19 protein-coding genes are annotated in these 25912 nt (G+C 66.5%); 10 read left to right on the forward strand and 9 right to left on the reverse strand.

The window, feature by feature from the left end:
• Nucleotides 1-29: 29 nt before the first annotated feature.
• Nucleotides 30-623: an SMI1/KNR4 family protein gene (locus EZ304_RS14880; protein WP_142807448.1), complete on the reverse strand. Its 594-nt coding sequence runs from the start codon at nucleotides 621-623 to the stop codon at nucleotides 30-32.
• A gap of 133 nt (nucleotides 624-756) precedes the next feature.
• Between EZ304_RS14880 and EZ304_RS14885 the strand changes: the two genes are divergently transcribed.
• Nucleotides 757-1548 carry a dienelactone hydrolase family protein gene (locus EZ304_RS14885; protein WP_142807449.1) on the forward strand — a complete coding sequence of 264 codons (792 nt, stop codon included), beginning with the start codon at nucleotides 757-759 and terminating at the stop codon, nucleotides 1546-1548.
• Nucleotides 1549-1624: 76 nt separating this feature from the next.
• Here EZ304_RS14885 and EZ304_RS14890 read toward each other — a convergent pair whose 3' ends face one another.
• On the reverse strand, nucleotides 1625-2623 hold the full coding sequence (locus tag EZ304_RS14890; RefSeq protein WP_142807450.1) for a polyprenyl synthetase family protein: 999 nt from the start codon (nucleotides 2621-2623) through the stop codon (nucleotides 1625-1627).
• Between the two features lie 214 nt (nucleotides 2624-2837).
• Here EZ304_RS14890 and EZ304_RS14895 point away from each other — a divergent pair, with 214 nt between their 5' ends.
• A complete protein-coding gene (locus EZ304_RS14895) occupies nucleotides 2838-4451 on the forward strand; it encodes an alpha-glucosidase family protein (RefSeq protein ID WP_142807451.1) in 1614 nt (537 codons plus the stop codon).
• 255 nt (nucleotides 4452-4706) lie between these two features.
• Here EZ304_RS14895 and EZ304_RS14900 read toward each other — a convergent pair whose 3' ends face one another.
• Nucleotides 4707-7463: a TonB-dependent receptor gene (locus EZ304_RS14900; RefSeq protein WP_185959185.1), complete on the reverse strand. Its 2757-nt coding sequence runs from the start codon at nucleotides 7461-7463 to the stop codon at nucleotides 4707-4709.
• A 251-nt stretch (nucleotides 7464-7714) separates the two neighbouring features.
• Nucleotides 7715-9766 carry a glycoside hydrolase family 97 protein gene (locus tag EZ304_RS14905; RefSeq protein WP_142807452.1) on the reverse strand — a complete coding sequence of 684 codons (2052 nt, stop codon included), beginning with the start codon at nucleotides 9764-9766 and terminating at the stop codon, nucleotides 7715-7717.
• A 237-nt stretch (nucleotides 9767-10003) separates the two neighbouring features.
• On the opposite strand from EZ304_RS14905, the gene EZ304_RS14910 reads away from it, so the two are divergent.
• From EZ304_RS14910 to EZ304_RS14935, 6 genes are all read left to right on the forward strand, one after another.
• Nucleotides 10004-12196: a Six-hairpin glycosidase-like protein gene (locus EZ304_RS14910; RefSeq protein WP_142807453.1), complete on the forward strand. Its 2193-nt coding sequence runs from the start codon at nucleotides 10004-10006 to the stop codon at nucleotides 12194-12196.
• Entirely contained in the window at nucleotides 12193-13680 is a 1488-nt protein-coding gene (locus EZ304_RS14915; protein WP_142807454.1) for an MFS transporter, read from the forward strand. Before EZ304_RS14910 ends, EZ304_RS14915 begins: the two co-directional genes overlap by 4 nt.
• Nucleotides 13680-15395, forward strand: coding sequence for an alpha-amylase family glycosyl hydrolase (locus EZ304_RS14920; protein WP_142807455.1), 1716 nt, complete (start codon nucleotides 13680-13682; stop codon nucleotides 15393-15395). Before EZ304_RS14915 ends, EZ304_RS14920 begins: the two co-directional genes overlap by 1 nt.
• Before the next feature lie 125 nt (nucleotides 15396-15520).
• Nucleotides 15521-15907: an SseB family protein gene (locus tag EZ304_RS14925; protein ID WP_142807456.1), complete on the forward strand. Its 387-nt coding sequence runs from the start codon at nucleotides 15521-15523 to the stop codon at nucleotides 15905-15907.
• 62 nt (nucleotides 15908-15969) lie between these two features.
• A complete protein-coding gene (locus EZ304_RS14930) occupies nucleotides 15970-16434 on the forward strand; it encodes a GNAT family N-acetyltransferase (RefSeq protein WP_099553050.1) in 465 nt (154 codons plus the stop codon).
• A complete protein-coding gene (locus EZ304_RS14935; RefSeq protein WP_142807457.1) occupies nucleotides 16431-16733 on the forward strand; it encodes a hypothetical protein in 303 nt (100 codons plus the stop codon). The genes EZ304_RS14930 and EZ304_RS14935 overlap by 4 nt, the downstream gene beginning before the upstream one ends.
• 41 nt (nucleotides 16734-16774) lie before the next feature.
• Here EZ304_RS14935 and EZ304_RS14940 read toward each other — a convergent pair whose 3' ends face one another.
• The 5 genes from EZ304_RS14940 to EZ304_RS14960 form a co-directional block, all read right to left on the reverse strand.
• Nucleotides 16775-17176, reverse strand: coding sequence for a hypothetical protein (locus EZ304_RS14940; protein WP_099553048.1), 402 nt, complete (start codon nucleotides 17174-17176; stop codon nucleotides 16775-16777).
• 417 nt (nucleotides 17177-17593) lie between these two features.
• Nucleotides 17594-21178: an ABC transporter permease/M1 family aminopeptidase gene (locus tag EZ304_RS14945; RefSeq protein WP_142807458.1), complete on the reverse strand. Its 3585-nt coding sequence runs from the start codon at nucleotides 21176-21178 to the stop codon at nucleotides 17594-17596.
• 12 nt (nucleotides 21179-21190) lie between these two features.
• Entirely contained in the window at nucleotides 21191-22093 is a 903-nt protein-coding gene (locus EZ304_RS14950) for an ABC transporter ATP-binding protein (RefSeq protein ID WP_142807459.1), read from the reverse strand.
• A gap of 144 nt (nucleotides 22094-22237) precedes the next feature.
• Nucleotides 22238-22696: a GNAT family N-acetyltransferase gene (locus tag EZ304_RS14955; RefSeq protein ID WP_099553045.1), complete on the reverse strand. Its 459-nt coding sequence runs from the start codon at nucleotides 22694-22696 to the stop codon at nucleotides 22238-22240.
• Between the two features lie 207 nt (nucleotides 22697-22903).
• A complete protein-coding gene (locus tag EZ304_RS14960) occupies nucleotides 22904-23932 on the reverse strand; it encodes a LacI family DNA-binding transcriptional regulator (RefSeq protein ID WP_099553044.1) in 1029 nt (342 codons plus the stop codon).
• Nucleotides 23933-24225: 293 nt separating this feature from the next.
• On the opposite strand from EZ304_RS14960, the gene EZ304_RS14965 reads away from it, so the two are divergent.
• Together EZ304_RS14965 and EZ304_RS14970 are read left to right on the forward strand one after the other, a co-directional pair.
• Nucleotides 24226-24801, forward strand: a complete 576-nt coding sequence (locus EZ304_RS14965; RefSeq protein WP_142807460.1) for a single-stranded DNA-binding protein — start codon at nucleotides 24226-24228, stop codon at nucleotides 24799-24801.
• Between the two features lie 201 nt (nucleotides 24802-25002).
• On the forward strand, nucleotides 25003-25908 hold the full coding sequence (locus EZ304_RS14970) for a hydroxypyruvate isomerase family protein (RefSeq protein WP_142807461.1): 906 nt from the start codon (nucleotides 25003-25005) through the stop codon (nucleotides 25906-25908).
• Nucleotides 25909-25912: the final 4 nt, after the last annotated feature.

Here is a 25912-nt window from a genome sequence, read left to right on the forward strand (position 1 = left end):
GGAGAAATTCATCCACGCATGGCGTGGATCTACTGTTCCTCGTCGATGAACGCGTAGCCGCCGTCGATCAGCTGCTGCAGATACGCATCGAAGCTGGGCGCGATCACCGCGTAGCTGTCCGGATCGTGCAGGTAGCGCACCACCTGGCCGGCAACGCCGCCGGGTGCCGGATCAAAATCCAGGTACAGCATCGAGGTGCCGCCATTGTTCATGCAGTGCGAGAAGCACAGGCGGCGGTTCATCGGCAGGTCGGCGTCGATGCCTTCACCCAGGATCTCCGGCTCGTCGTCCAGCCATTCCTCGTAGATGGAACGGATGCTGTCGTCCCATTGCTGCTGGTCCTCGAAGATCTGCGCGACCGAACGCAGGTAGTACGGATAGCCGCCATCCTCCACGTCCGAGCCGAGCATCAACACGCAGACCTCACCGCTGGGGTACTCGCGGAAGTGGGTGCCATCCACGCGGGACAACAGTTCTGCCAGGCTGTCCGGCACCAGCGGCCACTGCGCACGCAGGCGCTGCAGGTCTTCGGCGCTGGCGCCCTGCACATGGGCCCACCGCGGGGCATCGTCGGCAGGCAGGCGTGGGATCAGGCCAGACAGAAAGCGATCAACCAGGTTCATGCGAAAAAAGGGGACGGAGGGGATTAAGTCGTATCCAACCACACCTGCGTCACGTCGCCAATGCAGAATGCGACGCGGGAGGGGCGAATACGGCTTAATCCCCTCCGTCCCCTTTTTCTTGCGGAGCAGGCGCATGAATCGTTGGCGATGCGGTGTGGCGGTGATGCTGGGGCTGGCGGCGATGCCGGCGTGGGCGGCGATGAAGACGCAGCCGGTGGAGTGGAAGCACCAGGGCACGACCTTCAGTGGCGTGCTGGTCTATGACGACGGCGACAACGACAAGCGCCCGGGCCTGGTGATGGTGCCGAACTGGAAGGGTGTGAACGCATCGGCCATAGAGAAGGCCAAGCAGCTGGCCGGCGATGACTACGTGGTGCTGGTGGCCGATGTGTACGGCAAGGGCGTGCGGCCGAAGACCGATGCCGAGGCCGGCCCGGTGGCGACCAGGCTGCGCAACGATCGGCCGCTGCTGCGCGCGCGTGCGCTGGAAGCGGTGAACGTGCTCAAGGCGCAGGCCGGGAAGGTGCCGCTGGATGCTGGCCGGATCGGTGCGGTGGGCTTCTGTTTCGGCGGCACCACGGTGCTGGAACTGGCCCGCGCGGGTGCGCCGCTGGCTGGCGTGGTCAGCCTGCACGGCGGGCTGGGTTCGCCGCTGCCGGCGCAGGCCGGTGGCACGCACCCGTCGGTGCTGGTGCTCAACGGGGCCGACGACAAGAGCGTGACCGCCGAGGACATCGCCGGTTTCCAGAAGGAAATGAACGCAGCCAAGGTCGATTGGGAGTTCACCAACTACAGCGGTGCGGTGCATTGCTTCGCCGAGCGCGATGCCAACAGCCCGCCGGGCTGCCAGTACAACGAGCGTGCGGCCAAGCGTGCGTGGAAGGCGCTGGATGAGTTCTTCGAGGAACGCTTCGAGAAGCGTTGAGCCGCGGTGTTCGCCGGGCATGGCCCGGCGCTACCCGATCGCGTGCGGTAGCGCCGGGCCATGCCCGGCGACGCCATCAATGCGAGCGCTGCACCGCGTAGCGGGCCAGACCACGCAGGGCGGCCACGGCGTCGTTGTCAGCCAGGCCATCGAGCGCGCGCTCGGCGGCTTCGGCATATTCCTCGGCACGCGCGCGGCTGTACTCCAGGCCGTCGGTGGCGCGGATCGCGGCCAGCACTTCCGGCATCGCCGTGGCATCACCATCCCGCACGATGGTGCGCAGGCGCTCGCGGGTGGCATCGTCGGAGTGGGCCATCGCGTGGATCAGCGGCAGCGTCGCCTTGCCCTCTGCAAGGTCGTCGCCCAGGTTCTTGCCCAGCTCCTCGGCGTTGGCCGAGTAGTCCAGCACGTCGTCGGCGATCTGGAACGCGTAGCCCAGGTGCATGCCGTAGTCGAACAGGGCCTGCTGGGTGGCTTCGTCCACACCGCTGGCCAGCGCGCCCAGGCGGGTACCGGCAGCGAACAGCACCGCGGTCTTGCGCTCGATAACGCGCAGGTAGGCGGCTTCGTCGGTATCGGGGTTGTGCACGTGCAGCAGCTGCAGCACCTCACCCTCGGCGATGCGGTTGGTGGCATCGGCCAGGATCTGCATCACCGACATGCGCTCCAGCTCGACCATCAGCTGGAAGCTGCGCGAGTACAGGAAGTCGCCGACCAGTACGCTGGGCGCGTTGCCCCACAGCGCGTTGGCGGTGCTGCGGCCACGCCGCAGGCTGGATTCGTCCACCACGTCGTCGTGCAGCAGGGTGGAGGTGTGGATGAACTCGATGATCGCGGCCAGCTGGTGGTGGTCCGCGCCGACATTGCCGACCGCACGGCCGGCCAGCATCACCAGCATCGGGCGCAGGCGCTTGCCGCCGGCGGAAATGATGTGGTCGGCGATCTGGTTGATCAGCACGACGTCCGAGGACAGCCGGCGCCGGATCAGGGCGTCGACGGCGGCCATGTCGGCCGCGGCAAGCGACTGGATCTGGGGCAGGCCCAGGGCGGGACGGGTGTCTTCGGTGATGGTCATGCGATCAGGCTTTCAGGCTCACCACTGATTATAGGCGCTGACCGTGAATTCGGGCGCAAACCGGGCCGGCCGGCGTCCGCGGCCTGGCCAAGGCGGCCGCCTGCGTGAATACGTATGCAGGTTGCGCCATGCCCGGGAGGCCGCCGCTAAGCTTGCCGGAACAGGATTTCGGCCCGCTTCCGGCGGGCCCCGCATGCCCGGAGGGGGGCTGTCGATGTCGCACTATCCATGGTGGCGCGGAGCCGTCATCTACCAGATCTACCCGCGCAGCTACCTCGATGCCAACGGCGATGGCGTGGGCGACCTGCCGGGCATCATCGAGCGGCTGGACCACATTGCCGCGCTGGGCGTGGACGCGATCTGGATCTCGCCGTTCTTCAAGTCGCCGATGGCCGACTTCGGCTACGACATCGCCGACTACCGCGACGTCGACCCGCTGTTCGGCAGCCTGGACGACTTCGACCGCCTGCTGGCCAAGGCGCACGGTCTGGGCCTGAAGGTGATGATCGACCAGGTGCTGAGCCACACCTCGATCGAGCACGCCTGGTTCCGCGAGAGCCGCCAGGACCGCAGCAACCCGAAGGCGGACTGGTACGTCTGGGCCGACCCGCGCGAGGACGGCACGCCGCCGAACAACTGGCTGTCGCTGTTCGGTGGCGGCGCCTGGCAGTGGGAGCCTCGCCGTGAGCAGTACTACCTGCACAACTTCCTGGTCGACCAGCCGGACCTGAACTTCCATCACCCGGACGTGCAGCAGGCCACCCTGGACAACGTGCGCTTCTGGCTGGACCGCGGCGTGGACGGCTTCCGCCTGGATGCGATCAACTTCTGCTTCCACGATGCGCAGCTGCGCGACAACCCGTCCAAGCCGGCGGACAAGCGCGTGGGCCGCGGCTTCAGTCCAGACAACCCGTACGCGTACCAGTATCACTATTACAACAACACCCAGCCGGAGAACCTGCCGTTCCTGGGGCAGCTGCGCGCGCTGCTGGACGAGTACCCGGGCGCGGTCAGCCTCGGCGAGATTTCCTCGGAGGACTCGCTGGCCACCACCGCCGAGTACACCCAGGACGGCCGCCTGCACATGGGCTACAGCTTCGAGCTGCTGGTCAACGACTACAGTGCGGCCTACATCCGCGATACGGTCTCGCGCCTGGAAGCGGTGATGACCGAAGGCTGGCCCTGCTGGGCGGTTTCGAATCACGACGTGGAGCGGGCGGTCAGCCGCTGGGGCGGCCACCCGGCCGACCCGCGCCTGGCGCGGATGCTGGTGGCGCTGCTGTGCTCGCTGCGCGGCTCGGTGTGCCTGTACCAGGGCGAGGAGCTGGGCCTGGCCGAGGCCGAGGTGCCGTTCGAGGCCCTGCAGGACCCCTATGGCATCACCTTCTGGCCGAATTTCAAGGGCCGCGACGGCTGCCGTACCCCGCTGCCGTGGACCGACGCTCCGCTGGCTGGCTTCACCTCCGGCAAGCCCTGGCTGCCGATCCCGGCCGAGCACCGGGTGGCGGCGGTGGCCGTGCAGGAGCGCGACCCGCACTCGGTCCTGGCGGCGTTCCGGGCATTCCTGGCCTGGCGGCATGGCCAGCCGGCGCTATTGCATGGCAGCATCCGATTCATCGAAAGCGCCGAGCCAGTGCTGCTGTTCGAGCGTATGCTTGCAGATGAAACCCTCCTGCTGGCCTTCAACCTGTCGGCCGAGGCGGTGAGCCATCCGCTGCCGCCGGGCAACTGGCAGCAGGTGGCGGTGCCGGGCCCGGATGCGGGCACGGTGCAGGGCAATGAACTCCAGCTGCCGCCGCGTGCGGTGTATTGCGCCCGACGCAGCTGACCGTTTTCTCCGGTGGCGGTACTTGCGGGGACGGGGCCGAAGCGCCCCGTCCCTTTTTTGTGGGTGCGGTTGGTGAAAGGCATCCACGCATGGCGTGGATCTACTGGGGGAGGCCCTTGTCCACGCCATGCGTGGATGGGCTTGGCCGGCCAACGGCCAGCATCCGCGCAAAAGAAAACCCGCTGCCTGCGCAGCGGGTTTCCGGTCCTGCTCCCCTTGTGTTGCCGGCCAGCGGCCGGCACTACCTGGTCATGGTCAGAACTTGTAGTTCACGCCCAGCATGTAGGTGCGGCCCCACTCGATGTACTCCAGCGGGCGGTCCTTGCTGCCGGCGTAGGTGCGGTACGGCTCGTTGGTCAGGTTGCTGCCCTGCAGCAGCAGGGTCAGGCCCCGCAGGGCGCTGCTGTCGCTGAAGGTGTAGCTGACCTGCGCATCGGTCACGTTTTCGCCGACGACGTAGCGCAGGCTGCGGTTGCCGTTGAAATTGCCGATCTCACCGATGAAGTCCGAACGCCGGCGCTGGCTCACGCGTGCTTCAAATCCGCTGCGCTCGTAATAGGTGGTGAAGTTGTACACGCGCTTGGACAGGCCCGGCAGGCTGATCGGGTCACTGCCCACGCTGGAGGCGCTCTCCGGATCCAGGATGGTGATGTCGCTCTTGTTGAAGGTCGCGCTGGCCTGCACGCCGAAGCCGCGCAGATTGTCGGTCAGCATGTCCAGCGGGAACGACGCGGTCAGTTCCAGGCCCTTCAGCGTGCCGCCCTTGCCGTTCTGCGGAGCGGAGAAGGTGCCGGTGGTCAGCACCGGCGCCGTCATGCCCGGCGGCGGCACGTAACTGCCCAGCAGCGCGGTGAAGTCGTAGTTGTCCACCGACTGGGTGTAGACGTAGCTCTTCAGGTCCTTGTAGAAGATCGCGGCGGCCACATAGGCCTTCTCGCCGAAGTACTTCTCATAGGAGAGGTCCAGCGCGGTGGCACGCCACGGGTCCAGCAGCGGATTACCGCCGCTGCCGCCAGGGCGGCCGGTGCCGGTGTCCACGCCGAACTCCAGGCCGGCGCGCATCTGGTCCACGCGCGGGCGTGCGACCTGCTTGGCGGCGGCGAAGCGCAACGTCTGCTGGTGCGGGAACATGAAGGCCAGGTTCAAGCTCGGCAGCCAGTCGTTGTACGTGCGGCCAGCGGAGTAGGGCTGGATGTTGCTGCCGGCCGGCTGCGAGCTGTCCCAGTAGCGCGAATCCGAGCTCTGGTCGGTGTGCTGCATCTGCACGCCGATGTTGCCGCGCACGCCGACCACGCCGATGTCGGTGTTGATGTTCAGGCGCGCCCACGCGGTGGTGATCTTTTCCTGCACCGTCCACGACTTGGGAATCAGGTAGTCCAGGTTGTCGACCGGGTTGAAGGTCATGTAGCGCCCCACCGCGGCCGGCACGTTCCAGGCCGGGATGGTGCCGAGGCCGGCGAAGCTCAGGTCCACCGGGCGGTACTGCAGGTCCGAGGCGATGTTGGCATCGCCCTGGGCACCGAGCAGGATGTTGCCTTCGGACTGCGTCTTCACTTTGCGGCGGTCGGCGTAGTTCACGCCGATGTCGATGTCCGGCGCCCACGAGGCGATGGCATCGGGCAGGGCGATGGTGGCGGCCAGCTTGCCACCCTTCAGGCGGTCTTCCACCTGCGGCACCTTGCCGTAGCCGGAACCGTAGATGGTGTTGGTCAGGAACAACGCGCCGGGGTTGGAATAGTCCAGGCCCGGGCTGATCTGCGAGAAACCGTTCTGGCGGATCGACACGCCGACCGTATCCAGCTGCGGCATCGGCGTCAGCTGCAGGTTGTTTTCCAGGTTCAGCTCATCGCGGGTGGCCTTGGAGTAGTTCAGGTCGGCGACCAGCTTGACGCCACTGAAGTTGAATTCGTTGTTCCAGCCGAACGCGTCGATCTTGTCCTTGCGCTTGTTGTACATGCCGCGTACCAGCGGGTACACGCCGCTGGCGGTGCCGCCGGTGAATGATCCATTGGCGTTGATCTGCGGGTTGCTGACCAGCAGGCCGGGTGTGTAATTGCCGTTGTAGTTGCTCAGGTTGAGCTCGAACTGGTTGGCGGTGTCGATCTGCTCGGCTTCGGTGTGGAACGCATCGAAGGTGCTGGTCCAGCTGTTGTTCGGCCGGAACTGGATCGTGGCCATCACGCCGTCGCGCTTGTTGTTGCCGGTGCGGCGCAGCGCCTTGATGCCATCGGAGAAGTAGGTGCCGGCGGCAACGCCCGGGCGGTTGCCCTTGTCGGTGTGCTCGGTGGTCCACGGCTCATACAGGCCGACCTGGTTCTCCTGGATCGGCATGTCGCTGTGCGCGTAGCCGATGGCGATGCCCAGGGTCTTGTCCAGGAACTGGTCGATATAGCTGGCGCTGAAGCGGTTGCCGTACGGATCGACGTTGGCGGCGCGACCGAGCGAGCTCTTCTGGTACCGGCCGCTGACCGCGATCACGCGTTCGCCGAAGCTGAGCGGGCGTGCCGTCTGCATGTCGATGGTGCCCGACAGGCCCTGGCCGACCAGCGCCGCATCCGGGGTCTTGTACACGGTCACGCCGTTGACCAGCTCGGACGGATACTGGTCGAACTCGACGCCGCGGTTGTCACCGGTGCTGACCACTTCGCGGCCATTGAGCAGGGTGGTGGCGAAGTCCGGCGACAGGCCGCGCACGCTGATCACCTGCGCACGGCCCGCCACGCGCTGCGCGGCCAGGCCGGGCAGGCGCGAGATCGACTCGGCGATGCTGACGTCGGGCAGCTTGCCGATGTCTTCGGCGGAGATCGCCTCGACCACCGAGGTGGCGTCCTGCTTGACCGCGATCGCGCTCTCGATGCCGCGGCGGATGCCGGTGACCTGCACCGTGTCCAGGTTGGTGGCGGCGGTGCCGGCCGGCGTGGTGGTGCTCTGCGTGGACTGTGCCGACGCCAGCGTCGGCGCCAGTACAACGGCCAGCGCGAGACTCAGCGCACTGCGCTTGTGGTTCAACATTTTCCCCTCCCAGGCAATGTTGCAGATCGATTCGTGAGCGTCCCGGCCGGGCCGAGGACGTGCGACGCGGTGGCCGCTGTCGTCGCCGCTATGGTAGGCAGCGCGTTCTTCGCGGGAATCACCCTGCATACGTATTCAATGGTGTTTGCAGGGATGTAATCGCTTTCAGATCCTGCTTGCGGTAGTGCCGGCCGCTGGCCGGCAATCGCGTTCACCGGGTTGCGGGCCAGCGGCTGGCACTACCGGGGCATTCACAGCGGCGTGAAGCGAATGGCCTGCCCACCGCCCGGTGCCAGCACCAGCGTCACTGCATCGGCACTGGTCACCTCGCGGGTTTCGCGTGCGAACGCGAACGGGTTGCTGCGGAAATCAGCGCCTTCACCATCACGGTAGATCTCGGCGCGATAGCGCACGCCTGGCTCCAGGAAGCCCAGCGACACCGACAGCACGCGGCCGTGTTCATCCGTGATGCTGCCGAGGAACCAGTCGCGGCTGTTGCGGTCGCGGCGCACGATGGTCACGTAGTCGCCCACTTCGCCATCGAGCACGCGGCTCTGCTCCCAGTCCACCGCCACGTCTTCGATGAAGCGGAACGCCTCGCGATGCTGCAGGTAGTGCTCGGGCAGGTCGGCGGCCATCTGGATCGGGCTGTACAGCACCACGTACAGCGCCAGTTGGCGGGCCAACGTGCTGGGGATGGCCTGGCCGTGGCGGCCCTTCAGGCTGAGGATGCCGGGGGTGTAATCCATCGGCCCGGCCAGCATGCGGGTGAACACCAGGTTGACCTCATGTTCCGGCGGGTTCGGTGGCTGGCCCCAGGCGTTGTACTCCATGCCACGCGCACCTTCGCGCGAGATCCAGTTGGGATAGGTGCGGCGCAGGCCGGTGTCCTTGATCGGCTCATGCGGGTTCACCGACAGGTGCCGGCGCGCGGCTTCCTGCACCACCTTCAGATGGTGGCGGGCCATGAACTGCCCGTCGTGCCACTCGCGCCACAGCGGGCCCCCCGTGGGATTGCGGCGGTCGACCTGGCCGTCGTCGCAGACATAGCCGGTCTTGAACTGGTCCACGCCCAGCCGTGCGTACAGGTCCAGCGCAGCGCCCAGCTGATCCTCGTAGTGTTCGATGGCGCAGCCGGTTTCATGGTGGCCGATCAGGTGAACACCCTTCTTCAGGCCATACGCCGACAGTGCTTCAATGTCGAAATCGGACGTGGCACGGGTGAAATCGAAGTCGTAGCCATTGCCTACCCACATGCCGTCCCAGCCCGGATTCCAGCCTTCCACCAGCACACCACGGAAGCCGTGCGCGGCGGCGAAGTCGATCACCTTCTTCGTCCTGGCGGTGGTGGCCGCATGCTTCGGTCCGGTCGCCCAGCTCTCGTTGTCCAGGTGCATCGACCACCACACGCCCACGTACTTGGCCGGTTTCACCCAGCTCACATCGCCCAGCGCATTGGGCTCGTTGAGGTTGAGGATCAGGTCCGATTCGACCAGGCCACCGGCACGGTCTGCGATCTGCAGCGTGCGCCAGGGCGTGGCGAAGGGCAGGGCACGGCGCACCTTCCAGCCTTCGGCCGAGGGTGACAGCTGCGCGCGCAGGCGTTGTCCCTCGGTTCGCCGCAGCCACATGCCGGCGTAGTCCACCAACGCGGCCTCGTGGATCGCCACGTGCAGGCCATCACGGCTGCGCAGGGTCATCGGCGTATGCACCAGCGGCACCTCGCGAAGCGGCGTGCGCTGGTACAGGTATTCGTAGTGGATCGGCTCACCGGCGGGAATCCACCAGGCGGTTGATTCGGGCGCGATGGCGAACTCGGTCAGTTCGTCATCGATGATGGCCTCGCGCAGGTTCGGCTGCTGAGGGAATACATAGCGGAAGCCCAGGCCATCGTCGTAGACGCGGAACACCACATCCAGCCGGCGCCTGCTGCCGGTGGTCCCGGCCAGCTGCACGGTCATCTCGTTGAAGTGGTTGCGGGTGAGCCGGCGCTCGCCCCAGGGCTGTTCCCAGGTGTCATCGACGCTGCGCTGCTGGTGGCCGAGCAGGGCGAAATCGCGGTCCAGGCGGCCATCGCGCAGTTCGAAGCCCAGCTTCGAATCGGCCACCACGGGCTCGCCGAAACGCTCGACGCGGTAGCGGGCGGTGCCGCCGTCCAGCACCAGGCTGACCTTGAGCACCTTGCCGGGTGATTCGACGCTGACGACCTGTGGCGCGGCCTGTGCCAGCGTGGCCAATCCCAGCAGGGCCACGCCGAGCATGTGCGCGAACAGTGCGCGTACAACCGTGTGTGACATCGGCATTTCCCCTCCCAAGGCGCCGTTGGCAGACCCGGACCATAAGCCAGCGCAGCAGGCGCGCTATCGCGTGGCGCCATGAATACGTATGCAGCTGGACGCAGCCGACAGCCCCGCGTCTACCATGGGGCCAAGGCACCTTGAGGGAGGGGCCGCGCCCGCCCGCCGGCAACGACGGTGCGGACCTACAACGCGTGCAGAGAGGGAGGGAGGCCGACGGGCGCAAGCCGGTCCGCCGCTTCGATGCTGAAGATCATTTGCCTGACCGCTGCCCTGGGGGCAGCGCTGGGATCGACCGCGCAGGCGGCCGACCTGCAATTCGACGGCCGCCATGCGCGTGCCGAAGCCGCTGCCAACGGCAGCTACCTGCTGCATGCGCCGAAGGGTGAGGTGCGCATCGCGCCCATGCCGATGCGCAGCCAGACAGGTAGCGTGATGTTCGACGCGTTGTTCGCGCTGGCCCAGCAGGAAATGGACCAGGATCGCGTGGATGCGATCCGCGATCCTGCGTTCGACGAAGGCCGGCCGGTGCCATGCGAGTGCTTCCAGACAGGCGCGCGCTGGCCCTATGTGTGGACCCGCGATGTCAGCTTCGCCGCCGATCTGGCGCTGGCGCGGCTGGACCCGGAGCGCACCCGGCAGTCGCTGCAGTTCAAGCTGTCGGCGGCGCGCGATGGCCAAACGCGCGGCCTGTTCGTGGCGCAGGACACCGGTTCCGGTGGCAGCTGGCCGATCAGCAGCGATCGCGTGGTGTGGTTCCTGGCTGCACGTCATCTGCTGGAGGATCGCGCGTTTGCCGACCAGGTCTGGCAGGCGCTGCAGGGCACGCTGGCGCAGGACCGCGCGATGGTGTTCGACACGCAGATGGGCCTGTACCGGGGGGAAACCTCGTTCCTGGACTGGCGCGAGCAGACCTATCCTGACTGGACCCGCGAGGATGTGCGCTTCATCGGTGATTCCTATGCGCTGTCCACCAACGTGCTGCACTACCAGGCACTGCGCCTGGCCGAACGCCTGGCCGGCCAGCACGGCGATGCCCGCGCGGCCGAGTACAAGGCGTGGGCCGATGCGTTGGCGCAGCAGATTGATGCGCGCTTCTGGCGCGAGGACATCGGCCAGTACATGAGCTACATCGGCGAAGCCGCGCACCCGGTGCCGTACACCAAGGTCGATCTGCTCGGGCTGTCACTGGGCATCCTGGCCGACGTGCTGCCGCCCGAGCGTGCGCGCCGTGCGCTGGCGGCGTACCCGATGGGGCCGGCTGGCAGCCCGGTGGTCTGGCCGCAGGAAGCGCAGCAGCCGATCTACCACAACCGCGCGATCTGGCCGTTCGTCAGCGCCTACTCGCTGCGTGCAGCGCGGCAGCTGGATGATGCGCCGCGCATCGCGGCCGAGATCCGCTCGCTGATGCAGGGTGCCGCGCTGGCTGGCTCCAACATGGAGAACTACGAGCTGGTCAGCCAGGCGGTGCATGTCGAGGACGGTGCGCTGAGCGGCCCGGTGGTCAATTCCGAACGCCAGCTGTGGTCGGTGGCCGGCTATCTGTCGATGGTGGTCGAAGGTGTATTCGGCGTGCAGGACGATGGCCGCGTGCAGCCCAAGCTGCCGGCGGTGCTGGTGCCGGAGCTGTTCGGCACGCAGCGCAGCATCAGCCTGGAAGTCGCTGGCAAGCGCTACGTGCTGGAGCGCCCGCAGAACGTGGGCGACGGCCTGCTGCTGGCCGGCAGGACCACCACGCGCGGCACGACCACCACGGTGCAGCTGGTCGCTGCACCGGCAGCAACTGGTTTCACCGCCACGACGGCGGATGCCAACGCGCGTGCGCCGGCCACGCCGGTGGCGCCGCAGCCCCTGCGCAAGGGCGCGGGCTGGGACGTCCAGGTCGCCGCGCATCACGTGCTGTGGCAGGACGGCAAGACGGTCACCGCCAGCAACGGCGTGGCGCACATCAGCGACGATGGCCTGCAGCACTGCCTCAGCCTGACCCATCGCCAAGGCATGCTGGAATCACTGCACAGTCCGACGGTCTGTGTCGGACCGGAGCAGCTGCTGAAGGGGGAGCAGCACTGGCAGTTCACCTCGGCCAACGCCGGACACGTACGGCTGCGGTTGCAGTACGCCAACCCGAACGGCCCGATCAACACCGGCGTCACCGCTGCGGTGAAGCAGCTGGCGCTGCAGTGTCCCGGCCAGCCGCTGCAACGGCACACGGTTGCCTTGCCGCACAGCGTGGGCTTGCAGGAATCGACCTCCGCAACGTTCGCGGTGCCCAAGGGCCGCTGTACGGTCACGCTTGAAGAGGGCTTCAACATGAGCGCGCTTGAACACTTCGCGCACTACACCGGTGGCAAGGGCGGCCGTGAGGGCGTGCTCAACCAGGCGCAGGTGCAGGCGCTGAAGGTGGCACCGGTGGCGATGGAAGAGGGCGCACGATGAATCGTCCCGCCAAGCCACAACTGTCGTTCTGGCAGATCTGGAACATGTGTTTCGGCTTCCTTGGCATCCAGTTCGGTTTCGCGCTGCAGAACGCCAATGCCAGCCGCATCTTCGAGACGCTGGGCGCGGACATCGAGGCGGTGCCCGGGCTGTGGATCGCCGCACCGCTCACCGGCCTGCTGGTGCAGCCGGTGATCGGCTACCTGTCCGACCGCACCTGGACGCGCTGGGGCCGCCGCCGTCCGTTCTTCATGATCGGTGCCGTGCTGACCACGCTGGCGCTGCTGGTGATGCCGAACTCGCCGACGCTGTGGATCGCCGCCGGCACGCTGTGGGTGCTGGACGCTTCGATCAACGTATCGATGGAGCCGTTCCGTGCCTTCGTCGGTGACCAGCTGGCGCCACGCCAGCGTCCCACCGGCTATGCGATGCAGAGCTTCTTCATCGGCGTGGGCGCGATCGTTGCCAGCTTCCTGCCGTTCATCCTGGCCCACTTCGGCGTGGCCAATACGGCCGCCGCCGGTGAAGTGCCGGACACCGTGCGCTACGCGTTCTACTTCGGCGCGGTGGTGCTGCTGGCAGCGATCAGCTGGACGGTGGTGAGCACCCGCGAGTACTCGCCGGCGCAGCTGGCCGCATTCGACGATGCCGAGCCACCGGCGCACCATGCCGCGCGTGTGATCAGCGGACCGGCACCGTGGACGCAGGTGGCGTTGTGGCTGGGACTGGGTGTGCTGCTGGCCCTGCTGATCGCCTGGCGCCAGGGTGACAGGATGCTGTACGTGCTGGCGGGGCTGTGTGCGGGCTACGGCCTGCTGCTGGCCGTGGCCCGCGCGCTGCCTGCCACCCATATGCTGGCCGCCATCGTCGGCGACCTGCGCGCGATGCCGGTCACCATGCGCCGCCTGGCGTGGGTGCAGTTCTTCTCGTGGTTCGCGCTGTTCGCCATGTGGATCTACACCACCGCTGCGGTGGCCGGTACCCACTTCGGTTCGACCGATCCACAGTCGGCCGCCTACAACGAAGGTGCCAACTGGGTGGGCGTGCTGTTTGGCGCCTACAACGGCTTCGCTGCGCTGGCGGCGGTGCTGATTCCGCCGATGGTGCGTGCGATCGGCCTGCGCTGGAGCCATCTGGTCAACCTGTGGCTGGGCGGCGCCGGCCTGGTCTCGCTGATGTTCATCCGCGACCCGCACTGGCTGCTGCTGTCGATGGTGGGTGTGGGCTTTGCCTGGGCCTCGATCCTGTCGCTGCCGTATGCACTGCTGTCCGACAGCGTGCCGGCGTCGAAGATGGGCGTGTACATGGGCATCTTCAATTTCTTCATCGTGATCCCGCAGCTGGTCGCGGCCAGTGCGCTCGGCTTTGCCTTGCGCGCCTGGCTGGGCGGTCAGCCGATGCATGTGCTGGTACTGGGCGGCTGCAGCCTGTTCATTGCCGGCCTGTGTGTGCTGCGGGTTCCGTCCCGACCGGAGGTGGTGTGATGCGTGCTGCGTTGGCTGTTGCTGTTTCCCTTGCCCTGTTCGCCGGCCAGGCCGCGGCCGCGCCGCGCCCGGACTACGTCGGCACCACCGAGCCGTTCGCCAGTGATGCGGTGTACTTCGTGGTCACCGACCGCTTCGTCAATGGTGATCCGTCCAACGACCATCGTGACCAGGGGGGCGCGCACCGCACCTTCGATATTCCGGTGCCATGCCCGGACAAGGTGGACGGCAACATCGGCTACCTCGGCGGTGACTTCCGCGGCGTGCTCGACAATGCGCAGTACATCCGCAACCTGGGGTTCGGCGCGGTGTGGATCACCCCCATCGTCGACAACCCGGATGAAGCCTTCACCGGCAGCAAGCCGATCAGCTGCACCAGCACGCTGACCGACCGTGGCAAGACCGGCTACCACGGGTACTGGGGCATCAACTTCTACAAACTCGATGAACACCTGCCCAGCAAGGACCTGGACTTCGCCGGGCTGACCAAGGGCCTGCACGGTGCTGGCTTGAAGGTGGTGCTGGACATCGTCGGCAACCACGGTTCGCCGGCCTGGACCATGCCGACACGGCAGCCGCAGTTCGGGCAGATCTTCGACAAGGACGGAAAGCTGATCGCCGACCACCAGAACCTGCCGCCGCAGAAACTGGATCCGAAGCACAACCCGCTGCACGCGTTCTACAACAACATCGGTCCGGTCGACAGCAAGGATGGCTCGATCTTCGATGGCAACCTGGCTGAGCTGTCCGACTTCAATCAGGACAATCCGGCGGTGATGGACTACCTGGTCGGTGCCTACCTGCAATGGACCGCGCAGGGCGTGGATGCGCTGCGCATCGACACCATCGGCTGGCTGCCGCATCCGTGGTGGCATGCCTTCGTCAAGCGCATCCGCGCCGAGCACCCGGGCATGTTCATGTTTGGCGAAGCCTTCGACTACAACGCGGCGACCATTGCCGAGCACACCTGGCCGGCCAACGCCAATGTCAGTGTGCTCGACTTCCCGCTGCGCGGCGCACTGGAGCAGACCTTCGGCACCGCCGGCAAGGGCTTCGAGACCCTGGCCGAGCCGCTGCACCTGAGCGGGGGGCCGTACGCCAACCCGTATGAGCTGATGAGCTTCTACGACAACCACGACATGCCGCGCCTGCAGGCCAGCGACAACGGCTTCATCGATGCGCACAACTGGCTGTTCACCGCGCGCGGCATTCCGGTGGTCTATTACGGCTCGGAGACCGGTTTCATGCGTGGCCGTGCCGAGCATGCCGGCAACCGTGCGTACTTCGGCCAGTCGCGTGTGGATGCGGCGCCGAAGAGCCCGATCTTCGCGCCGCTGCAGCGTATCGCCAGGCTGCGCGAAGCCACCCCGGCGCTGCAGCGCGGCCTGCAGGTGAATGAGCGCCTGCAGGGCGATGAGGCGGTGTTCTTCCGCGTGCTGCAGCATGGCGAGGTGGCGCAGACCGCGCTGGTGTTGCTGAACAAGGGCGACCAGGCCAGGACTCTCACCGTGGCGCATTACGTCCAGTCCGGCCGCTGGCGTGATGCGCTGGACGGCGGTTCGTTGCAGGTGAACGGTCCGCTGAAGGCCGACGTGCCCGCGCACGGCGTGAAGGTCTATGTGCTGGACGCCGCCGTGCAGCAGCCGGCGCTGCAGGCCGAGCTGGACAAGGCGATGGCCGACCAGCGGGCACGGGACAAGCGGCTGGGGCGTTGATGACGCCGCCGGGCATGGCCCGGCGCTACCGCTCTGGTGGGTGCCAACCTTGGTTGGCACGCTCTTCAAGCAGTCGAGCAGGCTCGACCCTACAATAGGCTCCCCTCACGCCCCGCCGTAACGCCATGACCGACCTCGCCCCGCAGACCCCGATCGAAACCCTGCTGAAGGCGGCGATGGACGGGGCGGTGCCGATCCGCGCCTTCATGGAGGCCTTCGTCGCCTCTGAGGTGGTGCTGCTGACCGGCAGCCTGGTCACCCCCGACGGCAGCGGCTTCGACCCGCTGCTGTTCGACAAGCAGGGCACCCTGCACGTGGCCGTGTTCACCGATCCGTCGCGGGTGGGCATCTACAGCCAGCAGGCCGAACACCAGATCCGCTGGCTGATGCTGGACGTGCTGCGCCGCGTGCCGGGTGGCTATGGCGTGGTGATCAACCCGGGTACTTCGCTGGGCTTCGAGATCTCGCCCAGCGGCGTGGGCGAGATCCTGAAGGACTTCGCGCGGGGCTGAATACCTCTGTAGAGTCGAGCATGGCTCGACTCTACAGAGCGCTTCCCCAGCGAGGTTACGCCATGGAATTCAGGGAATTACCCGTCAATGCGCCGGAACGGCAGCAATTGGCCCAGTGGTACCACGCGGAATGGGGCCAGGACGCCGGCCTGACACTGGAACAGGAACTGCAGCGGCTCAATCCGCCGCAGGATGCCGAAGGTTTCCCGCACCTGATCGCAGGATTCGATGGAGACCAGTTGGTCGGTGCCGTGCAGCTCAAGCGGCGGGAAATGCAGGCGTTCCCACAGTACGAACATTGGCTGGGCAGCGTGTTCGTGGCCGACAGCCATCGTGGGCGTGGGCTGGCTGGCGCGCTGGTGGAGCAGGCAGCGGCGCAGGCGGTGCGGATGGGGGTTTCCGATCTCTACCTGCAGACCGAGGCCCTGGACGGTGGTCTGTATGCGCGGCTGGGATGGAAGCCGCTGCAGGAAGCCGACAACCGCAGCTATCGCGTGCTGGTGATGGTGCGCAGGTTGGCCGCATGAGCGTATCCACGGCACGTCATTCCCGCTCGGCCCTGATCTTCCTGATCGCGGCCATCGTTGCCGCCCTGGTGTCCATGCCGCTGCTGCGCGCGGTGGGCATGGTGCTGTGGCCGGTGTTCGTCATTGCCTGGCTGATCAACCTGGGCGCGGCCTGGCATCTGGCCCAGTGGGCGCGCCAGCAGGGTCGTTCGGCGTGGGCATTCGGGTTGCCGGCGGCGCTGGGCACCGTCGCCTCGATCGTGGTCTATGTACTGCTGGCCTTGCTGGGGCCGAAGGCCGGGGCGCCGCCACGCGGCTGATGCCCTCATGCAGGGCGCCAGCCGCCGGGCGTGTCCCGGCGTTAACCGGGGGGCGAGCCATGTGTTGGCAGGTCGCGTGTCAGGTGGACGGCCCCGTCAAGCGCATTGCGCCGCGCATCCGACTGCTCGACATATCTCAGCAGATCCTGCTGCAGTACCCGACGGCTGAGGGCTCTCAGGCGCTCGAGTTCTGTCTCCGACCTGCCCGGTGATCTGGCGGAAAGGTGCAGGCTGTTGGCGATGTTCAGGGAGATTCTGCGGCGAAGGTCGGCCTCGTCCCTCGCCTGCCCCTGTTCGTCGAAAAGAAGGTGGACCGACATTGCAAGCTCATTGCTGTACTGCTGCCGCGGGCTGGGAAACGTCTGGATTACGTAGAGCCCTCCCAGTAGGGAGGAGATCATGGCGATCAGGATATGTGTTCCCAGCAGAAGCCACTGCTTCATCTAGTGGAACTCCTTGGATGAGGAATCATGTCTGTGGACCCGCCTCGTGTTCGAGGTCGTTCCGTAGCTCCACATTGCGGGCGCGGCGATCCGCCTTGCATCAGCGGTCTGCTCGCGAAGCGCAAGGACTCTGGATCAACGTGATGTCAGGAGATGGGAAGCGGGCGCGCGAGCCGAAGTGCGGCAGGAGGCATCGTTGCTGATGCGGTTGTGCCTGGGACAGACGTCAGGGGAGTGTCTTCAGGCAGATGGTGCCGGGCATGGCTCGGCACTGCAGATGGACTGCGCGCGGTGCCGGCGATCAGTCGGGGTAGTGAGCTAAAGCAGAACCTTCAGCCATGGATCATCGCAACCACATTGCATTCCCATGCACGCAGTCGATGGTGGTGCCGGCCGCTACCGGCACCATCGCATACCTCACATCGTTACCTTGCGTCGATTGTCATCGCTCACCCGGTCGATCAGCTTGTTGTACGGGTCGAAGCCCGCTTCGTCCGGCTTTTCATCCACCGTCACCGTGATCTCCGGATCGGTGCTGGTGATGTGGTGGCGCTGCAGGTACAGCACCTTCTGGTCGCGCTCCTTGCCCGACGGACCATTGGCGAACACGCCGACCTCGACCCAGTCATCCATCTTTCCGTCGCTCTCCTTGCCCTTGCCGTCGGCGTACTGCTTGGCGGCGTGCAGGTCCAAGGTCACGTCGTAGCGGCCGTCATCGCGCTTGCGGGCGCTGGCGGCCATCACGCGGTTGTCGTAGAAGCTGATCTTCTCGAACAGGTCGGTGACCAGCTGCTGGCGGTCGGCCGGGGTCTCGGCCCTGATGTAGTCCAGCAGCTCGCGTGAGGTGGTGTAGGGCGGTTGCTGGTATCCCTTGTCCTGCAGGAAGCGCTTCAATGCCCGGTTAAGCGCCTGCTCGCCGATCTCCTCGCGCAGCCGGTAGAACACCAGCGAACCCTTCTGGTAGTGGATGTACTGCTGGTTCTCCACGCGCTCCAGCGGCTGTTCCTCGATGGCCTCGCCGCCGCGGCCGGACAGGTAGCCGTCCAGTTCGCGCTTGAGGAACTGGCGCATGTGCTGGCGGCCGTACTCCTGCTCCATCACCATCAGCGCCGAGTACTGCGACAGCGATTCGGACAGCACCGTGGCGCCCTGCACGTTGGCACCGATCACCTGGTGCGCCCACCACTGGTGCGCGATTTCGTGCGCGGTCACGTAGAAAACGTAGTCCACCTTGTCCGGGTCACGCAGGTCAGCGATGAAGCCGATGGCCTCGGAGTAGGGGATGGTGTTGGCGAACGACTGCGCGAAGCGCGCATAGCCTGGGAACTCGATGATGCGTACCTGACGGTGCTGGTACGGGGTGAAGTTGGCTTCGTAGTAGGCCAGCGACTTCTGCACTGCCTCGATCATCCGGTCCACGTTGTAGCCGTGCGCCGGGTCGAAGTAGACCTCGATCGGAATGTCCTTGTACCTGCCCTTGCGCACGTCCCAGCGCGCCGACAGGTAGGCGTAGAAGTTCAGCATCGGGCGATCCATGGCATAGCTGAAACAGCGCCGGCCATTGACCGTGGTCTCGTGCTGCAGGTAGCCCGGGGCCAGCGCGACCTGGTCCGGTGCTGTGCACACCGTGGTGCGGAAATCGAGCCAGTCGGCATCGTTGGAGATGTAGGTGTTGGCGCGTGCTGCTTCATCTTCCAGCTTGGGCATGCGCCGCGGCTCACCCAGGTCGCGCTTGCGCCGCTCGTTGCGGTCGCTGATCTCGGCGCCTTCGTTGTAGCCGAACGACGGCAGGACACGGCTGTTGAAGAACGTGCCGTTGTCGACGAGGTTGCTCGGCGCCTGGCCGGCGGTGATGCCATTGGGCTTCTGCGCCACCCGGAAATGGACGCCGCGGCTTTCGCCCGGTTGCAGTGGCGTGTCCAGCCGGTAGATGCGGTAGCCGAGATCCTTGTCGTGGAAGGTCAGCTTCTGCCCGCCAAGATCGGTCGCCAGCAGCTGCTTGTCGTCACCCATCGAGACATGCAGTTCCTGGATGGGCTGCGCGTGCAGGTTGCGGATCGTCCAGTTCGCATCGATCACCATCGACTGCGATTCCGGGAACAGGTCCACGCGGTTGTCCACGGCGACGATGCGTGGTTGCGGCAGGTTGCGGTACTTCGACAGCTCGCGCTCGTAGCGGGCCTGCAGGTCCAGTTGCTGGTCGGGCGAGATGAACTCGTTGCGGATGTTGGTGCTCCAGTACAGCCAGCCACCCACGGCGACGAACGCCGCTGCGGCCAACGCCGCAAAGGCACCGGTCGGCCCACGCAGGCGGTGGCCGGCCAGGGCCAGGCGCTGGCGCAGCCCCTGGCTGACACCGCGCACCCAGAAGGCGGAGGCCACGCACATCAACGCGAGCAGGAACAACGCCCAATAGCCCTGGAACGCCAGCTGTCCGGTGAGGAAGTGGCCGTAGCCGTTCATGTCCGAATATGGGGCGATCGGCCAGCTGCCGAAGTTGTAGATGTTCTGCGTGTAGTCGAGCATGCCCAGCACGCCTTGGCCGATCATCACCACGATCAGCAGCGCGTAGCCGATGAACTTGTTGTTGGTCAGCACCTGCAGCACCAGCGCCATGCCGCCCATCAGCACGTACACCACCGAATCCAGCGCCAGACTGCGCAGGTACAGCAGCGGCTCCAGGTGCGTGTAGCCCTTGGCCAGCTGCACGCTCATCGCAGCCAGCGCGCCGGCAGCCTGGAAACAGGCGATCACCGCCACCAGTGCGGTGAACTTGGCCAGCAGCGGCACCCAGTTCGGCACCGGCATGGCGTCGGTCACTTCATTGATGCGCGCGCCGCGCTCCTTCCAGACCAGCTCGCCGGCGAAGAACAGCACGATGATGATCAGCAGCCAGCTGAAAGCCCCCTGCAGGCCCATGATCATCTGCGAGGTGACCGGCCAGATCGAGGTGCCGTACAGCGTCTGCCGGAACAGGGCGCTGGGCAGGAAGTTCGCCAGGCCCAGCACCAGCAGCACGATGAACGGGACGCTGCGCAGTACGCCGCCGGTGTCGAAACGCACCTGGCGAAGGAATTGCTGCCACGCCGTGGTGGCTGTGAACGCCGGTATCACGCGCGGCAGCGTCGCGCGGGTGGGACGGACCACGCTGGCATCGGCAACCGGTTGCGCCTGCCTGCGGCCCCAGCGCCGGCGGCGGCTGCCGCTGCGTTCGGTGCGGAACAGCGCGAACGTGGCGGCGAACAGCACCGCGGCCACGCCCAGCCACAGGGCGCGGTTGGCCAGCAGGTAACCGGTCAGCGCGGGAATGCCGCTGTTGCGTTCGGCGGTGGACCAGTAGCGGATGGTGCGGCCCAGCGCACGCATGCCGAGCGGCTCACTCAGCACCGCGATCCAGGTGTTGTCGATGTCGCGCAGCAGGGCCGCGCTGGCACCGAACAGCACCAGGTAGGCGACCAGGCCGATGTAGACCCACAGGATCGAGCGGGTCACCGCGGCCAGCAGCGACAGCAGCGCGGTGGTGAACAGCAGGTTGGGAATGACGATGACCGCAAAGGTCCAGGCATAGCCCTGCCAGCTGATCGGGCCCATGCGTTCGGGATCGACCCAGGGCATGAACGGCGCCAGCCACAGACCGAATGCGATCAGCACGTAGACCAGCAGTCCGGACGCCAGTGCCGCAGCGATGCGCCCGGCCAGATAATCGCGGCGCTTCACCGGGCTGGCGAAGATCAGTTCGGCGGTGCCGAGCTCGAAGTCACGCAACAGCGCGTTACTGACGAACAGCGCGGTGACCAGCATGCCGAGCAGGGTGAAGATGCCCAGCATCTGCGCGATCACGGTGGGCGCGTTGCTGTGCACGTTGCCGGTGCCGCCACCGATCTGCACCGCATCGCTGGAGGCGGCAGCGAAGGCGAGCAGGGCGAACAGCCCGGCCAGCAGCCATAGCAGCGGGGAACGCAGCTGCTCGCGCAGCTCGAAGCGGAAGAAGTCGAGGATCATGGTGTGCTCCGCTCAGGCCGCCGCGCGGGCACGGGCCTGCAGGCGCAGGCGCTGGAAGTACACGTCCTCAAGGTCGGGAGCCACGGCCGCGAAGCCATCGCCAGGGTCGTTGGCGCTGTGCACGTGGATCACCGGGCGTCCCCCGACCAGGCGCGTGGAAAGCACCACGTAGCGCACCTCGTGGTCGGCCAGTTCCGAAGGATCGACCTGCTTGCGCCAGACCTGCTGCTGCAACGCGTCGATGGCATCGGCCGGTCGCCCGGTCAGCAGTACCTGGCCCTTGTTCATGATCGCCATCGTCGGGCACAGGTCGGTCACGTCCTCGACGATGTGGGTGGACAGGATCACCGCCACGTTCTCGCCGATCGCCGCCAACAGGTTGAGGAAGCGGTTGCGTTCCTCGGGGTCGAGGCCGGCGGTGGGTTCGTCGACGATCACCAGACGCGGGTCGCCGAGCAGCGCCTGGGCAATGCCGAAGCGCTGGCGCATGCCGCCGGAGTACGTGCCGAGTTTGCGCTTGCGTGCGTCCCACAGGTTTACCTGCTGCAGCAGTCCATCGACCACTTCGCGCCGCTGGGCGCGCTGGGTCAGGCCCTTGAGTACAGCGAAATGCTCCAGCAGGTCCAGCGCGCTGACCTTGGGGTAGACGCCGAAGTCCTGCGGCAGGTAGCCCAGTCGGCGGCGCACCGCGTCCTTGTCGCGCAGTACATCGATCGGCGCCTCGCCTGGAATGGTGAGTGTGGCCGTACCACTGTCGGCCTCCTGCAAGGTGGACAGCGTGCGCATCAGCGACGACTTGCCGGCGCCGTTCGGGCCGAGCAGGCCGAACATGCCGCGTGGGATGTCCAGGCTGACGTTGTTGAGGGCATGCACGCCATTAGCGTACGTCTTCGACAGCGAATCGATCTTCAGCATGTGACGTACACCTTTCCATGAGCGTGTCTGCGCGTTATCCGCGCATCGGCCTCCGTGCGCATCCGCCGTTGGTCATGGGGGGAGGCGCCTGCCGCTGTGCGTTGGGAGGGGCGGTGGAGGCCACCGCCCGCTCCCGCAGCTGCGTCAGTCGCTGTTGACCGGCAGCTGCCAGCACACCACTGGGCCGTCTTCGGCGTCGATGCGCCGACCGGTGACCATGAAGCCGTTGCGGCGCAGTACTGCCTGCGAGCGTGCATTGCGCACAGCCGTTTCAGCGGTGAGACAGCACACGCGCGCATCGTGCCGCGCCCAGGTCACCAGTTCGGCCAGTGCCCGGCCCGCCAGGCCCCGCCCCTGATGTGCCGGGGCGATGCCATAGCCGATATCCAGCACGCCCTGCTCCGGCGGGCGGGTCAGTGAGAACAGCCCAACTGGCTGGCCGGCATCCACGACCTGCCAGGCAGCGGGCGCGAACAGCGTTTCGATGCGCTCGGCCAGGTCGGCCAGCATCGTCAGTACGGGCAGCGGTGCGATGGCATCGTCCGCGGAGCAGGGGCGTGACAACAGTGCGCGCAGATCAAGCGCGGAAACAGGTGAAAGCATGGGAACCTCGACAGGTGGAAGTGCCCGAAGCGGGCATGACCGGTACGAGGAGGGCCGCGGGCGTCAATCGTGACGCAGCGTGGCTTTCGCCGCCGTTACCGGTGCGGGAAGTGGACGCTGGCGGAGGACAAAGGCCTTCTCCCGGGTGGGGCATGCGATGCCGGGGCGCGCCCGGCGGGTGGGTGCAGCATAGCCGACGCTGCCGCCTCAGCGCAGCGACGATTCCCGCACCACCAGCTTCACCGGGATGCTCTGGCTGTCCACCGGCTGTCGGCCGATCAGCGCCAGCAGGCGCTCCACCAGCAGCTGGCCGGCCTGCTTGGTGTCCTGCTGCACGGTCGTCAGCGCAGGGGACACAGAGGCTGCCAGCGGGATGTCGTCGAAACCGGTCACCGCCACGTCCTGCGGCACCCGCAGGCCGGCTTCGCGCAGGGCGCGGATCGCACCGATGGCGATCAGGTCGCTGGCCGCACAGATCGCATCGAGTGGTTCGCCACGCGCCAGCAGCAGCTGGCAGGCCTCCTGGCCGGACGCCTCGGTGGTGATCGCATCGTGCTGCAGCGCCGGTTCGGCGGCCAGGCCGTGGTCCTGCAGGGCCGCGACGTGGCCGCGGTAGCGCTCCTGGAATTCGGGGTAATGGCTGGAGGCATGACCGAGGAAGGCGATGCGGCGGCAGCCCTGCTGCAACAGGTGGGTGGTGATGTCGTGCCCGCCCTGGAAGTTGTCGCTGCCGATCGACACGCCCGGCTGGCCGGGCAGGGCGGCGCCCCAGCGCACGAAATGCGTGCCCTGTTCGACCAGCCGCTGCAGGCGGTCGCGCGATTCGTGGTAGTCGCCGTAACCGAGCAGGATGATGCCGTCGGCCTTGTTGCTGTCCTCGTAATCGGCCTGCCAGTCGGTGGACAGCTGCTGGAACGAGACCAGCAGGTCCTGCCCGTGCAGGGCGCAGGCGCGGGTGATCGAGCCCAGCATCGAATGGAAGAACGGGTTGATCAGCGAATCGTCGTTGGTCGGGTCCTCGAAGAACAGCAGGGCCAGGGTGCCGGCGTTGCGCAGACGCAGGCTGGAGGCGTTCTTGTCGACCTTGTAGTTCAGCTCGCGGGCGATGCGCAGGATGCGCTCGCGGGTCTCTGCGTTGACCATCGGGCTGCCACGCAGGGCCCGCGACACGGTCGGCTGGGAGACCCCGGCCAGATGGGCGATGTCCAGGGAGGTGGCTTTGCCTTTGATGGTCATGTGCGGGTGGCAGGGGCCAGGTGGAAGGTGCCCGGGCATGATGCCATGGGCAGACGCGAATGCCCCCGCATGCGTTCGTCGGAGCGAAGGTAAGTCATTGCCGGACAAGGAAATCAGCCTGATCCTTCGATGCTGTCGGGATCTCCTGACCGGGCGGATGGCGGCGGCAATGCTAAGATGCATCGTTCTCGCATTCCCCCAAATTTCACCAGGGGCGGCCCAGCGTACTGCACCCCCGGCCGGGGCTGTGCTATCACTGGCGGTCTGCCCCTGGACAACGGACGAAGGTACCTATGGCGCGCGGCATCAACAAAGTCATCCTGGTCGGCAATCTCGGCAACGACCCGGACGTGAAGTACACCCAGGGCGGCATGGCGATCACCCGCATCAGCCTGGCCACCACCAGCGTCCGCAAGGACAAGGATGGCAACCAGCAGGAGCGCACCGAATGGCACCGCGTGGTGTTCTTCGGCAAGCTCGGTGAGATCGCCGGCGAGTACCTGCGCAAGGGCAGCTCGGTCTACGTCGAGGGCAGCCTGCGCTACGACAAGTACACCGGCCAGGACGGCGTGGAGAAGTACTCCACCGATATCATCGCTGATGAAATGCAGATGCTGGGCGGCCGTGGTGAAGGCGGCGGTGGCGGTGGTGGTGGCAACTACGGCGGCGAGCGCCCGCAGCGCCAGCAGACTCCGCGCCAGGAGTACGGCGGCGGTGGCGGTGGCCAGCGTGGCGGCCAGGGTGGTGGCTATGGCAACCAGGGCGGCAACCAGGGGGGCGGCTACGGCAACCAGGGGGGCAACCAGCGCCCGCAGCCGCAGCAGGCGCCGCCGATGGACGACTTCGCTGACGACGATATTCCGTTCTGATCGAACGCTCGTTCGCAGCAGAAAAGAAAGCCCCGCTCATGCGGGGCTTTTCTTTTTGCGCGATGTCATCTGCGTTGTGCTTCGCAGCATCAGTTTTCGTGCACCGCGACTTGCAAAGAGACAAATTCCTCCCCTATGGTGCAATCGATTGCATTGCTGTGAATTGTTGCGTTTGATACCGGTTGGGAGGCCGGAAGGTGGATGTCCATCCATTCGATCAGACCGGCTCCTTCGAGGGGGCTCACGCGGCGCGATGCGCTGCGCATCGCGGTTGCCGGCAGCATTGGTCTGGGGGCTGTGACGGCCGCGGGAGCGCTGCCCGCATTCGCCGCCACGGCGCCGCTCAAGGGCAACCTGAAGCATTCCGTCGCCCGCTGGACCTTCCCGCAGCTGTCCGTCGCCCAGCTCTGCGCGACGGTGAAGGACATCGGCTTTGCCGCCATCGATCTGGTCGGCCCGGAAGACTGGCCAACGCTGAAGGCGAATGGCGTGTACAGCTCGATGTGCAACGGCGCGGAGCTGGGCCTGACCAAGGGCTTCGCCGGCCGCGAATTCCACGACCAGCTGGTGGAGCGCTACACGCGGCACATCGATCTGGTCGCTGATGCCGGTTACCGCAATCTCATCTGCTTCTCCGGCAACCGCAGCGGCATGGACCCCCATGACGGCATGGCCAATGCCGAGGCTGGCCTCAAGCGCATCCTCGGGCATGCCGAGAAGCGCGGCGTGGTGCTGGTGATGGAGCTGCTGAACTCCAGGGTCGACCATCGCGACTACCTGTGCGACCGCTCGGCCTGGGGCGTGGAGTTGTGCCAGCGGCTTGGCTCGGACAACTTCGGCCTGCTCTACGACATCTACCACATGCAGATCATGGAAGGCGACATCATCGCCACCATTGGAAAACACCACGCCTGCTTCAAGCATTACCACACCGCAGGCGTGCCTGGCCGGAACGAGATTGGAGACCAGCAGGAGCTCCACTATCCGGCCATCTGTCGCGCAATCCGCGACACCGGTTTCAAGGGGTATCTGGCGCAGGAGTTCACGCCTGCAGCGCCCGATCCCGTTGCCTCATTGCGCGAGGCGATCCGCCTCTGCGACGTCTGAAACG

This window comes from Stenotrophomonas maltophilia, assembly GCF_006974125.1.
In the GTDB taxonomy this organism is placed as follows: Bacteria; Pseudomonadota; Gammaproteobacteria; order Xanthomonadales; family Xanthomonadaceae; genus Stenotrophomonas; species Stenotrophomonas maltophilia_O.

Bases quoted from the DNA above. Each gene is read 5' to 3' on its own strand.
- EZ304_RS14880 (WP_142807448.1), bottom strand. From the start codon at position 623: ATGAACCTGGTTGATCGCTTTCTGTCTGGCCTGATCCCACGCCTGCCT.
- EZ304_RS14885 (WP_142807449.1), top strand. From the start codon at position 757: ATGAATCGTTGGCGATGCGGTGTGGCGGTGATGCTGGGGCTGGCGGCG.
- EZ304_RS14890 (WP_142807450.1), bottom strand. From the start codon at position 2,623: ATGACCATCACCGAAGACACCCGTCCCGCCCTGGGCCTGCCCCAGATC.
- EZ304_RS14895 (WP_142807451.1), top strand. From the start codon at position 2,838: ATGTCGCACTATCCATGGTGGCGCGGAGCCGTCATCTACCAGATCTAC.
- EZ304_RS14900 (WP_185959185.1), bottom strand. From the start codon at position 7,463: ATGTTGAACCACAAGCGCAGTGCGCTGAGTCTCGCGCTGGCCGTTGTA.
- EZ304_RS14905 (WP_142807452.1), bottom strand. From the start codon at position 9,766: ATGCCGATGTCACACACGGTTGTACGCGCACTGTTCGCGCACATGCTC.
- EZ304_RS14910 (WP_142807453.1), top strand. From the start codon at position 10,004: ATGCTGAAGATCATTTGCCTGACCGCTGCCCTGGGGGCAGCGCTGGGA.
- EZ304_RS14915 (WP_142807454.1), top strand. From the start codon at position 12,193: ATGAATCGTCCCGCCAAGCCACAACTGTCGTTCTGGCAGATCTGGAAC.
- EZ304_RS14920 (WP_142807455.1), top strand. From the start codon at position 13,680: ATGCGTGCTGCGTTGGCTGTTGCTGTTTCCCTTGCCCTGTTCGCCGGC.
- EZ304_RS14925 (WP_142807456.1), top strand. From the start codon at position 15,521: ATGACCGACCTCGCCCCGCAGACCCCGATCGAAACCCTGCTGAAGGCG.
- EZ304_RS14930 (WP_099553050.1), top strand. From the start codon at position 15,970: ATGGAATTCAGGGAATTACCCGTCAATGCGCCGGAACGGCAGCAATTG.
- EZ304_RS14935 (WP_142807457.1), top strand. From the start codon at position 16,431: ATGAGCGTATCCACGGCACGTCATTCCCGCTCGGCCCTGATCTTCCTG.
- EZ304_RS14940 (WP_099553048.1), bottom strand. From the start codon at position 17,176: ATGAAGCAGTGGCTTCTGCTGGGAACACATATCCTGATCGCCATGATC.
- EZ304_RS14945 (WP_142807458.1), bottom strand. From the start codon at position 21,178: ATGATCCTCGACTTCTTCCGCTTCGAGCTGCGCGAGCAGCTGCGTTCC.
- EZ304_RS14950 (WP_142807459.1), bottom strand. From the start codon at position 22,093: ATGCTGAAGATCGATTCGCTGTCGAAGACGTACGCTAATGGCGTGCAT.
- EZ304_RS14955 (WP_099553045.1), bottom strand. From the start codon at position 22,696: ATGCTTTCACCTGTTTCCGCGCTTGATCTGCGCGCACTGTTGTCACGC.
- EZ304_RS14960 (WP_099553044.1), bottom strand. From the start codon at position 23,932: ATGACCATCAAAGGCAAAGCCACCTCCCTGGACATCGCCCATCTGGCC.
- EZ304_RS14965 (WP_142807460.1), top strand. From the start codon at position 24,226: ATGGCGCGCGGCATCAACAAAGTCATCCTGGTCGGCAATCTCGGCAAC.
- EZ304_RS14970 (WP_142807461.1), top strand. From the start codon at position 25,003: ATGTCCATCCATTCGATCAGACCGGCTCCTTCGAGGGGGCTCACGCGG.